The 10,742-nt window shown below is 69.5% G+C and carries 11 protein-coding genes; 5 read left to right on the top strand and 6 right to left on the bottom strand.

Going from position 1 to position 10,742, the window contains the following annotated elements:
- Nucleotides 1–256 (bottom strand): hypothetical protein (locus FNH05_RS22065; RefSeq protein ID WP_222426677.1); only part of this gene is annotated, 256 nt, incomplete at its 3' end.
- Nucleotides 253–1,404, bottom strand: a complete 1,152-nt coding sequence (locus tag FNH05_RS22060) for a glycosyltransferase (protein ID WP_144590615.1) — start codon at nucleotides 1,402–1,404, stop codon at nucleotides 253–255. The genes FNH05_RS22060 and FNH05_RS22065, both read right to left, overlap by 4 nt.
- 130 nt (nucleotides 1,405–1,534) lie before the next feature.
- On the opposite strand from FNH05_RS22060, the gene FNH05_RS22055 reads away from it, so the two are divergent.
- Nucleotides 1,535–1,933, top strand: a complete 399-nt coding sequence (locus tag FNH05_RS22055) for an SRPBCC family protein (RefSeq protein WP_144590614.1) — start codon at nucleotides 1,535–1,537, stop codon at nucleotides 1,931–1,933.
- 3 nt (nucleotides 1,934–1,936) lie between these two features.
- On the opposite strand, the gene FNH05_RS22050 is transcribed toward FNH05_RS22055, so the two are convergent.
- The 4 genes from FNH05_RS22050 to FNH05_RS22035 form a co-directional block, all read right to left on the bottom strand.
- Nucleotides 1,937–2,404: an NlpC/P60 family protein gene (locus FNH05_RS22050; RefSeq protein WP_246127879.1), complete on the bottom strand. Its 468-nt coding sequence runs from the start codon at nucleotides 2,402–2,404 to the stop codon at nucleotides 1,937–1,939.
- Nucleotides 2,405–2,862: 458 nt separating this feature from the next.
- On the bottom strand, nucleotides 2,863–5,094 hold the full coding sequence (katG, locus tag FNH05_RS22045; protein WP_144590613.1) for a catalase/peroxidase HPI: 2,232 nt from the start codon (nucleotides 5,092–5,094) through the stop codon (nucleotides 2,863–2,865).
- A gap of 32 nt (nucleotides 5,095–5,126) precedes the next feature.
- Nucleotides 5,127–5,558, bottom strand: coding sequence for a Fur family transcriptional regulator (locus FNH05_RS22040; RefSeq protein ID WP_144590612.1), 432 nt, complete (start codon nucleotides 5,556–5,558; stop codon nucleotides 5,127–5,129).
- A gap of 55 nt (nucleotides 5,559–5,613) precedes the next feature.
- On the bottom strand, nucleotides 5,614–7,050 hold the full coding sequence (locus FNH05_RS22035; RefSeq protein ID WP_144590611.1) for an MFS transporter: 1,437 nt from the start codon (nucleotides 7,048–7,050) through the stop codon (nucleotides 5,614–5,616).
- A gap of 24 nt (nucleotides 7,051–7,074) precedes the next feature.
- On the opposite strand from FNH05_RS22035, the gene FNH05_RS22030 reads away from it, so the two are divergent.
- From FNH05_RS22030 to FNH05_RS22015, 4 genes are all read left to right on the top strand, one after another.
- Complete coding sequence (locus FNH05_RS22030) at nucleotides 7,075–7,530, top strand: MerR family transcriptional regulator (RefSeq protein ID WP_186382674.1); 456 nt, start codon at nucleotides 7,075–7,077, stop codon at nucleotides 7,528–7,530.
- Between the two features lie 370 nt (nucleotides 7,531–7,900).
- Entirely contained in the window at nucleotides 7,901–8,647 is a 747-nt protein-coding gene (locus FNH05_RS22025; RefSeq protein WP_144590610.1) for a phosphatidylserine decarboxylase, read from the top strand.
- Nucleotides 8,648–8,660: 13 nt separating this feature from the next.
- Nucleotides 8,661–9,623, top strand: coding sequence for a dimethylarginine dimethylaminohydrolase family protein (locus FNH05_RS22020; protein ID WP_144590609.1), 963 nt, complete (start codon nucleotides 8,661–8,663; stop codon nucleotides 9,621–9,623).
- Nucleotides 9,624–9,631: 8 nt separating this feature from the next.
- The coding region (locus tag FNH05_RS22015) for an ABC transporter transmembrane domain-containing protein (protein WP_144590608.1) at nucleotides 9,632–10,742 on the top strand (1,111 nt) is incomplete at its 3' end.

Here is a 10,742-nt window from a genome sequence, read left to right as displayed (position 1 = left end):
GGGTGGTCAGCACTGAGGGCACCCGGATGGTGCCGGGATCGGCGGTGATGGGCCGGAAGTAGACGAGACCCATGGCGCCGAGGAGGACACCGAACGCGATGATCGCAACACCGGCGGCGATCGAGGAGACGGTTCCCGCCCGGTTGGGCATTTGGTCCGCCATCACGGTGCAGAGCGCAACGCCGACGAGAAGGAACCCCAGTGCGGCGACGGCCATGGGTGCGGCGAGAGCGGGGATCGGGCGGAGGATGGTCACGCCTTGGTCTTCATTGTCAGCGTTTCGAGGCGGCCGAGGGCGGCGGACGGCGGGGGCATGGTGGCGATCTCTCGCGCCAGCGCGGCCGCGGAGTCCCGATAGGACGGATCGGCCAGCACGGTGCGGAGCGCGTCCCGGATGCCTTCGGCGGTGGATTCGGCCCGCACACCGGCGCGGGCGCGCACGACCTGGTCGGCGATGTCGAACTGGTCGGTGGCCGCCGGTGTCAGCACCAGGGGCAGGCCGTGCGCGAGGGCACCGAGGACGGTGCCCGCCCCGGCGTGGCAGACCACCGCGTCCACCGACGGCAGGATCCGGGACTGGGGCACGTAGTGCTCGAGGCGCACCGAGTCCGGCTGGGGGCCGAAACGCTCGCGGTCGCCGTCGCGGCCGATCGTGACCACCGCGTTGACCCGCTCACCGCGCACTCCGGCGATCATGGCCTCCAGCAGTCCTGGTCGCGTGTTGTGTGAAGTGCCCGCGGTGACGTAGACCGATTTCGGGTGCGGCAGGCCCTTCAGTCCGGTCGCGGGTTCGCCGGGCGCGGGCAGGATGCCTTCGGGGCGCACCGGCCAGCGGAGGGGATGGTCCCACTCGATCCCGGCCGGTGGCAGTGATTCGGGCCAGATGTCCAGGTAGGGCACCGAATCGTGGCCCGGAAACCGGTCGAGGCCGTGGCGCCGGGCGATCTCCGCGACGCCCCGCCAGCCCCCCGCCATGACCGCGGCGGATTTCGGCGGGCTGATGGCGTGCACGGCGTAGGGCACGCCCAGCACCGCCGCGGCCGTCACCGCCGCGAACTCGGCCGTGCCGGCGAGCACCAGCTCCGGCCGCCACCGCCGGAAAAAGGCCAGCATGTCGTCGATCCGTTCGCCCGCGCCGAGTTCGGCCATCACGCCGACGACGTACGCCAGGCGCTGTTCGGGAGACAGTCCGGCGGTGCGTTTCAGATACTTCTCGCGGTCGAACGAGCCGGTCGGCGCGGGCCCCACCGCGACCGTGGGCAGACCCGCGGCCTCGGCGTGTCCGACCGCGCCCGGCCCGGTCACGAACACCACGTCGTGCCCCGCTTCCCTGGCGGCGATGGCGAGCGGCAGCAACGGCGCGATATGGCTGTACCCGCCCCCGGCGGAGATCAGCAGACGCATCCACGGGAGGCTACCCGGCCATCACGAGCCACTCAACCGTCCATTGAGGACAGCGCAAGGATGTTCAAGACGGCACGGCCGCCGCCGGGGCAGGCTGCCGGGGACGGGTTCCGAAGACAGGAGGCAGGCAATGGCGTCCATCCGCCGTGAAATCGAGATCGAGGCGAGCCCGGAGGAGGTGTGGTCCGCCCTGCGGGACTGGGACGCGCTCCACGAGCGGCTGGTACCCGGTTTCGTCGTGGACACCCGCCGCGAAGGCGACGACCTGAGGATCGTCACCTTCGGCAGCGGGGCCGTGCTGCGGGAGCGCATCATCGCCGTCGACGACGAGGCACGCCGCATCGCCTGGACGGTCGTCGACGGTCCGTACGCCCACCACAGCGCCTCGGCGCAGGTGTTCGACGAAGGGGACGGCCGGTCCCGGTTCGTGTGGATCGCCGATCTGCTGCCGGACTCGCTCACCGGATCCACCGGCGAGGCGATGGCCGAGGGCACCGGGATCGTGAAGAAGACCCTGGAATCCCGGTGACCCTCAGAGCCGGCGGGCGTTGTGGAAGGGCATGCCCTTCATCGACGAGATCTTGACCGGCTGCCCGGTGGTGCTGGCGTGCAGGATCCTGCCGTCGCCCACGTAGATCCCCACGTGGCTGACCGGGCTGTAGAAGAAGACGAGGTCGCCGGGCCGCAACTGGGACGGCGCCACGGGGGCGCCGAGGGTGGACTGCATCGCCGCGTTGTGCGGCAGGGCGCGGCCGGTCTGCTTGAACGCCCACTGCACCAGACCGGAGCAGTCGTAGGCGCCCGGCCCGGCGGCGCCCCAGACGTACGGCTTGCCCTGCTGGGTCAGCGCGGCGCGCAATGCGGCCCCGCCGAGGTTCGAGCCTGCGATCGAGGCGGCGGGGGCGGCCGGAGTGGCGGCCAGCGCGGGCCCGGCGGTCGCCGCGAGCGCGAGGACCGTCATCGCGCTCGTGACCGCCGCGCGGAACAGACGAGTTCCCACGGGAATTCCTTTCGCGTGCGCCGCCCGGGGTTTTCGGGGAACCCCGGGGCGGCACCTCGCGGCCGCGACCGATCGGGGAAGGCCGCAGGTCACCGCGAGAGCGCGAGAAGATTACGAACAAGAAACTACAAAAGTCACTATCGGAGTGTCATTTGACACAGATCAGCGAAATGCTGTAACGGATCACGTGCGAATCGTTGCTTTTCACCGACGGGAACGGCGATGGGTCTTTGCGCGTCGCGGCGGGTTAAGCGTCGGCGGCGGGGCCGGTGGCGCCGTGAGGTTCCCCCCAGTCCCGGCCGGAGGGACTGGGGCAAGCCGTGAAGGGTCCCTTCACAGTCAAATCGACTGTGAAGGGACCCTTCACGGCCAAAACCCACGCGACATTGCCGGAACCCCGGCCGTGAGGGGGCCCCTCACGGGACCCGGGCTCGGGGATCAGGCGGGATCAGGCGGGATCAGGCGAGGTCGAACCGGTCGAGGTTCATCACCTTGTCCCACGCGGCGACGAAGTCGTGCACGAACTTCTCCCGTGCGTCGTCGCTGGCGTAGACCTCCGCGAGCGCCCGCAGCTCAGAGTTCGAGCCGAAGACGAGGTCCACGCGGCTGCCGGTCCACTTGACCGCACCCGTGCCGTCGCGGCCCTCGAACGTCTCCGCGTCCTCGGAAGCCGCCGTCCACGTGGTGTCCATGTCCAGCAGGTTGACGAAGAAGTCGTTGGTCAGCGACTCCGGTGCGGCGGTGAAGACACCCAGCTTGGACTGCTGGTGGTTCGCACCCAGGGCGCGCAGGCCGCCCACGAGGACGGTCATCTCGGGCGCGCTCAGGTTCAGCAGGTTCGCGCGGTCGACCAGCAGGTACTCGGAGGGCAGCTTGCTGCCCTTCCCGCGGTAGTTGCGGAATCCGTCCGCGACCGGTTCGAGCGCGGCGAAGGACTCCACGTCGGTCTCTTCCTGCGACGCGTCCGCCCGTCCCGGCGTGAAGGGCACGGTCACGTCGAAGCCCGCGTTCCCGGCGGCCTGCTCGACCGCGGCGCACCCGCCGAGCACGATGAGGTCGGCCAGCGAGACCCGCTTGCCGCCGGTCTGGGAGGCGTTGAAGGACTCCTGGATCCCTTCCAGGGTGCGCAGCACCACCGCCAGCTTGTCGGGCTCGTTGGCCTCCCAGCTCCGCTGGGGTTCGAGGCGGATGCGCGCCCCGTTCGCGCCGCCGCGCTTGTCGCTGCCGCGGAACGTCGAGGCCGACGCCCAGGCCGTCGACACGAGCTGGGAGACCGAAAGGCCCGAGGCGAGGAGCTGCCCCTTGAGCGCGGTGATCTCCTCGGCGCCGATCGGCTCGTGGTCCACCTCGGGGATCGGGTCCTGCCAGACCAGCGTCTCCTGCGGGACCAGCGATCCGAGGTAACGGCTACGCGGGCCCATGTCGCGGTGGGTCAGCTTGAACCAGGCGCGGGCGAAGGCGTCCGCGAACTGGTCCGGGTTTTCCAGGAAGTGCCGCGAGATCTGCTCGTAGACCGGGTCGAAGCGGAGCGCGAGGTCGGTGGTCAGCATCGACGGCGTGCGCGTCAGCTCACCGGTCTCGGGGTCGGGCACGGTGTTGGCCCCCGCGCCGTCCTTCGGCCGCCACTGGTGGGCCCCGGCGGGGCTCTTGGTCAGCTCCCACTCGTAGCCGAACAGGTTCTCGAAGAAACCGTTGCCCCACTTGGTCGGCGTGGCCGTCCAGGTGACTTCGAGGCCGCTGGTGATCGCGTCGGCGCCCTTGCCGCTGCCGAAGCTGTTCTTCCAGCCGAGGCCCTGCTCCTCCAGCGGGGCGCCCTCGGGCTCGGGGCCGACGTGGGTGTCCGGGTTCGCCGCGCCGTGGGTCTTGCCGAAGGTGTGGCCGCCCGCGATGAGCGCGACGGTTTCCTCGTCGTTCATCGCCATGCGCCGGAAGGTTTCGCGGATGTCGCGGGCCGCGGCGAGCGGGTCGGGGACGCCGTTGGGGCCCTCGGGGTTGACGTAGATCAGTCCCATTTGGACGGCCGCGAGCGGGTTCTCCAGCTGCCGGTTTCCGCTGTAGCGCTCGTCTCCGAGCCAGGTGGTTTCCGGGCCCCAGTAGACGTCCTCGTCCGGTTCCCAGACGTCCGCGCGCCCGCCGGCGAAGCCGAAGGTCTTGAAGCCCATGGTTTCCAGCGCGCGGTTGCCCGCGAAGATCATCAGGTCGGCCCAGGAGATCTTGCGGCCGTACTTCTTCTTCACCGGCCAGAGCAGACGGCGCGCCTTGTCGAGGTTGGCGTTGTCGGGCCAGCTGTTCAGCGGCGCGAACCGCTGCATGCCCGCGCCCGCGCCGCCACGGCCGTCGTGGATGCGGTACGTGCCCGCGCTGTGCCACGCCATGCGGATGATCAGCGGGCCGTAGTGGCCGAAGTCGGCGGGCCACCACTCCTGCGACGTGGTCAGCACCTCGTCGACGTCCCTGGCCAGTGCGTCGAGGTCGAGGCTGCCGAACTCGGCCGCGTAGTCGAAGTCCCCGCCCATCGGATTGGCCGCGGGCGGGTGCTTCCGCAGGATCTTCAGGTTGAGCTGGTTCGGCCACCAGTCGCGGTTGCCCGCGCCCCCGGTCGGGTGGTGGAAGCGCCCTGCCGAGACGGGGCAGCCGCCCGCGGTTTCGTCGTTCATCTCGCCGACAACGGCATCAGGACTGTCAGACACGGGAATCCTTTCCGGGACGTGGAGCAACGGGTTCAGGAACTGGTTGCGGTGGTGCAGGCGGGGCACAGGCCCCAGTAGATGACCTCGGCCTCGTCGATGGCGAAACCGTGGTCGTCGGACGCGGTCAGGCAGGGTGCGGTGCCCACGGCGCAGTCGACGTCGGCGATGACCCCGCACGACCGGCACACCAGGTGGTGGTGGTTGTCCCCGACCCGCGCCTCGTAGCGGGCCACCAAACCGGGCGGTTCGATCCGTCGCAGGAGTCCCGCGCCGGTCAGCGCGCGCAGGATGTCGTAGACGGCCTGATGGGACACCCCACCGAGGGTTTCCCGCACGACGCCGAGGATCGAGTCCGTGTCGGCGTGCGGGTGGCCGTGCACGGCGGACAGCACCGCCACCCGGGGCCGCGTAACCCGCAGTGCGGCCCCGCGCAACATGCGCTCGAAGTCCGGCGTCGTGGACACGCGGGGCAGTCTGCCGCAAAATCTGGAATGAATCAAGTTTTAGTGGGCGGCCCGGTCAGGCCTCTTCGAACACCGAGGCCGCGCGCCCGGCCGTGGCCAGCGCGCGGCGACCGGTGCTGACCAGCCCGAGGACCAGGATGACGGCGCCGAGGCCGAGTACGAGCCACCACACGCCGGGCCCTGGAGCGGTGAGAGTCCTCCCGTCGCGAAATCCCCCGATCGTGCCGGCGATCGCGACCCCCAGGGTGGTGCCGACCTGCCGTCCGGTGGAGGCCAGCGAAGCGGCCACCCCGGCCATCGAGCGCGGCATCCCGGAGACCGCCGTGGTGGTGATCGGCGGGTTGACGGTGCCCAGGAAGACGCCGAAGGGAACGAAGATCGCGAGCACGGCGAGCAGGGGTGTGGCCGGGGTGAGCCACAGCGACGCGGCCCCGCCCAGCGCCAGCGCGGCCCCGGAAACCACCAGGGGCAGGCGGGGACCGCTCGTGCCGACCAGTCGGCCGGTGCGCGGGGAGAGCACCACGACCAGCACCCCGACCGGAAGCAGGCACAGGCCGGTCGCCAGCGCGGGCAGCCCGCGCACGTCCTGCAGGTACTGGGTGGTCACGAACAGGAACGCGCCGAAGGCGCACAGGGCGCACATCGCCATGACGATCGCGGTGCTGAACGGCACGCTGCGAAACAGGCGCAGTTCCAGCAGCGGGTCCGGGCGGCGCCGTTCGTAGCCGAGGATGCCCAGCACGCCGAGCGCGGCCACGGCGAACAGGCCCGAGATCACCGGCGAGGTCCAGCCCAGCCGCCCGGACTCGATGATCGCGGAGACGGCGCCGCCCAGCACCAGGATCACCAGGACCTGGCCCACCGGGTCGAACCGGCGTGCGCGCTCGGCGCGGGATTCGGGCACGAACACCGCGGTGGCCACGAGCGCGACGGCCACGATCGGCACGTTGACCAGGAAGACCGCGTGCCAGCCGAACCCGTCGACCAGGGCGCCGCCGACGATCGGGCCCAGCGCCAGCGACAGGCCGGTGACCGAGCCGAACACGCCGATGGCCCTGGCCCGCTCGGCCGGCGTGGGAAACGCGGTGGCCACGATGGCCAGTGCCACCGGGTTGAGCATCGTGCCCCCCACGGCCTGCAGCGCCCGCGCCGCGATCAGCCAGCCGAGGCCCGGTGCCAGGCCGCACAGCAGTGAACCGAGCCCGAAGACGGCGAGCCCGGCCTGGAACACGCGCCGACGGCCGAAACGGTCCGCAGTGGACCCACCGAGCACCAGGAAAGCGGCCAGTACCAAGGTGTAGGCGTCGACCGTCCATTGCAGACCGGAAACCGGGGCGTCGAAGTCGCGGCGGATCGCGGGCAGTGCGACGTTGACGATGGAGATGTCCATGACCACGACCAGCATGCTGGCGCAGCAGATCGCGAGCACCAGGAAGCGGCGGCGCCCGTCGAGCCCGCCGTCCCGGGTCTCGCGCAGCGTTGAAGAACTCATGGCGGCGACGCTAGGATTTAGAGTGTGCTCGAAGTCAAACCGCCGATGGCGCCCGAGCGCGCCGAAGCGGGCCTGACCATCGCCGAGGCCGCCCGCCGCACCGGGGTCAGCGTCCACACCCTGCGCTACTACGAACGCGCCGGCCTGGTCGTCAGTCCCGTCGGCCGCAACCACGCCGGCCGTCGGCGCTACCACCGGCTCGACCTCGAGTGGATCACCGTCTGCACCAGGCTGCGCGCCACCGGCATGCCCATCAGGACCATCCGGCGCTACGCCGAACTCGTCTCGGCCGGGTACGGCAACGAGCAGGACCGGCTCGCCCTCCTGGAAGCCCACCGCACCGAGGTGATCGCCAAGCTCGCCGAACTCCAGGAGAACCTGCAGCTCATCGACCACAAGATCGACGTCTACCGGGGCCGCCTCGCCGCGGGCGACGCCGACCGGCTCTGGGCGCCGCGGCCCCCGGCGGAGATGCCCTGAGTCCGTCTCCGTGGCGAGGCAGCCGCCGTCGGCCGTGAAGGGTCCCTTCGCGGCCGATTCGACCGTTGGGGATATTCGCCACTGCGTTTGTCCGCAACTCACAAGACCCAGGGTGGGCCCGTGGAATGAATCACGGGACAAAGAACCTTCACCCGGGTCGAATCGCGGCGTTTATGCCGGCGGCCGTCCGGCTAATCTCGGGCAACGAGAAGGAAGGAGGACGGCTCGAAGTAAACATCACGTTCGGACAACATCTCGTGACACTACCATCCGTATTCGAGTGTAAGCGTGTCATTTCTCCGAATGGTTCGAAAAGTGGACGGCGATCGGGAAGGTCGTCGACCCAAGAGATCACATGTGGAGTCGGAAAATGACGAGAGAGCTGGCCGACTGGGTGAAATCGGAAGTTCGCCCATTGCGGGAAAAATCTGTTTCCTGGCTGTCTCAGTACCACTTCTTCCGAGATCCCGCCAGAAGTGCCTTCGTCGACCCGAGGCTCTTCTTCGCACCGGCCGACGGCGTGGTGCTCTACGCGGGCGTGGTGGAACCGGACGAGGCCATCCTCGACGTGAAGGGCCGTTCGTACTCCCTGCGGGAAGCGATCCGCGACCCCTTCTACGACAGGGCGAGCCTCGTCGTCGGCATTTTCATGACGTTCTTCGACGTGCACGTCAACCGGGTGCCGTACTCGGGATTCCTGTCCTATCGGGAGTTCGACCCGCTGGACACCGAAAACCACCCCATGCTGGACCTCGAGCAGGACATCATGGAGAACCTGCGCATCCCGCACGAGCGGGCCGGTTACCTGCACCACAACCAGCGCATGGTGAACCGGATCGACGTACCCGCCCTCGGCATCCCCTACTACGTGCTCCAGGTCGCCGACTACGACGTCGACTCGATCACCCCGTTCACCCTCAAGCAGAACCAGCCCTGCCGGCAGGGTGAACGGTTCTCGCAGATCAGGTACGGATCCCAGGTGGACCTCATCGTGCCGCTGTCGGCGCGCCACCGGTTCACGGCACTCGTGTCGCCGCGCGAACACGTCGAAGCCGGGGTCGATCCGATCGTGGCCATCGACGAAATCCACCCCCTGTCCCAGTCCGGTCAACTCTGAAAGAGCAACCCCGATGAGCTCGTCCGTCAACGCTGCACAAGCCAAGTCCCCGGCCGGCCCGGTCAATCCCAGCCAGCTCGAATGTCCCGCATTTCTGGTGAACGCGCCCTTCTCCTACCGCACCGACGTGGCGAACAACGCCTGGATGCGGGAATTGCCCGACCAGGAGCGTGTGCCGGAACGCAAGAAGGCAATGGTGCAGTTCCTCGAACTGTACCGTTACCTCGCGGGTGGCGCCCTGGTCTACGTCCTGCCGACGCCCCGAACCGAAGGGCTGCAGGATCTCGTGTTCACCGCGAACCTGGGAATCGTGCTGGAACATCTGGACAAAAAGGACGTAGTCGTCCTTTCCAATTTCACCTCCCAGCCCCGCAGGGGCGAGACGGAGGTGGGCCTGCGGTTCTTCGAGCAGGCGAACTACCGCACCTACGTGCCCCCGGCCAAGTTCGAGGGCGAGGCGGAACTCAAACACCTCTACGACAACGTCTACGTGGGCGGGTACGGCCTCAGGTCGGAGGCCGAGACCTACGAGTGGATGCGGCGCCGGTTCGACATGACCATAGTGCCGCTGGAACTCACCGATCCCTATCTCTACCACCTCGACTGCACGGTGTTCCCACTCACTCGCGAGGAGACGCTGGTCTGCACGGAGATGTACGACCGTGCGGAGATCAAGGAGCTCGAGCGCTACACGGACATCATCGACGTCAGCCCCGACCTCTGCATGTCCGGCATCTGCAACTCCGTGCGCCTGCACAACACGCTCGTGAACGCCTCCCACGTGCACGAGTTGAAGGCGGGCACGGAGGACTACCAGTCCGAGGTGGCCAAGAACCGGCGGCTGGAGGACATCGCCGGCTCGCACGCCTTCGAGGTCACGCTGATCAACCTCAGTGAGTACCTCAAGGGCGGGGCACTGCTGTCGTGCATGGTCCTGCACCTCAACCGGCACTCCTACGACTTCCGGCTGGTGTGATCGGCACGATGTCCGCGGATCGGCCGGCGACCTCCACGAGCGGGCGCGGACCCGTCAGGTCCCTGTGGGGCTACACCCGGGGTATCCGCGTCGTGCTCGTGGGGTTGCTGGCCCTCGACCTGGCGGCCAACGCGGCGGCACTGATCCAGCCTCTGGCGGCGCGGTGGGTGCTCGACCAGCTGGAGGCGCACCGGAGCGTGCTCGGTCCGGCCCTGCTGCTCGCCGGGGTGGCGGCCGTCGGCCTGGTGCTGGTGGGACTCTCCACGTTCTTCCTGGAGAGAACCGGGCAGCACGTCGTGAGGGGGGTGCGGCGCGGGCTCGTCGGACGGGTTCTGCACGCCGAAGTCGGTGTCGTCGAACGGCGCGCCGTCGGCGACTTCCTGTCCCGGCTCGGCAGCGACACCACCCTGCTCGAAGAGGACATCGCGGGCTCGCTCGTCCACGCCGCCGCCTCGCCGCTGACTGTCGTCGCGGCGCTGGTCCTCATGGCCACCGTGGACCAGCCGATGTTCCTGCTGGTCGTGGGCATGCTGACGGTGACAACGGTCGCGGAACGGTGGTCGTTCCGCTGGCTGTCGCGGGCCACGGAGGACGCGCAGGCCCGCGTCGCCGGAATGCTTTCCGGCCTTCAGCGGGCGCTGATCGCCTTCCGGACGGTGAAGGCGTCGGGCACCGAGGAGCTCGAAGACCGCCTGATCGGCCAGGAGGCCGACTCGGCCTACCGGGCCGGGGTCCGTGCGGCCAGGGCACGCGCGATCCTCGAAGTGGTGGCCATGATCGCGGTGGACGTGACCTTCCTCGTGGTGCTCGCCGTCGGTGCGGCCCGCGTCGCCGCCGGTGACCTGGGGTTGCCGGACCTCGTGGCCTTCCTGCTCTACGTCATCTTCCTGCGCGATCCGATCGAGACGACCACCGTGGCGGCCGCCGCGCTGTCCGCGGGCCTGGCCGCGGTCAAACGCATCGAGGAGGTGCGCACCCTGCCGCCCGAGCCGGTCACGACGCGAGCCGGGCGGCCCCGGGCACCAGCGGGAGGCGGCACGGGGGACGTGCGGTTCGAGGGCGTCTGGTTCGGCTACGACGGGGCGCCCATCCTCCGGGACGTGACGGTCGGGATGGGGG

It is taken from the genome of Amycolatopsis rhizosphaerae, from assembly GCF_007713715.1.
GTDB classification, from domain to species: domain Bacteria; phylum Actinomycetota; class Actinomycetes; order Mycobacteriales; family Pseudonocardiaceae; genus Amycolatopsis_E; species Amycolatopsis_E rhizosphaerae.
This window is presented reverse-complemented; position numbering and strand designations above follow the sequence as displayed.

Excerpts from the sequence above, each read along its gene's own strand:
- FNH05_RS22020 (WP_144590609.1), top strand. The coding sequence starts at position 8,661 with ATGAGCTCGTCCGTCAACGCTGCACAAGCCAAGTCCCCGGCCGGCCCG.
- FNH05_RS22035 (WP_144590611.1), bottom strand. The coding sequence starts at position 7,050 with ATGAGTTCTTCAACGCTGCGCGAGACCCGGGACGGCGGGCTCGACGGG.
- FNH05_RS22025 (WP_144590610.1), top strand. The coding sequence starts at position 7,901 with ATGACGAGAGAGCTGGCCGACTGGGTGAAATCGGAAGTTCGCCCATTG.
- FNH05_RS22060 (WP_144590615.1), bottom strand. The coding sequence starts at position 1,404 with ATGCGTCTGCTGATCTCCGCCGGGGGCGGGTACAGCCATATCGCGCCG.
- FNH05_RS22055 (WP_144590614.1), top strand. The coding sequence starts at position 1,535 with ATGGCGTCCATCCGCCGTGAAATCGAGATCGAGGCGAGCCCGGAGGAG.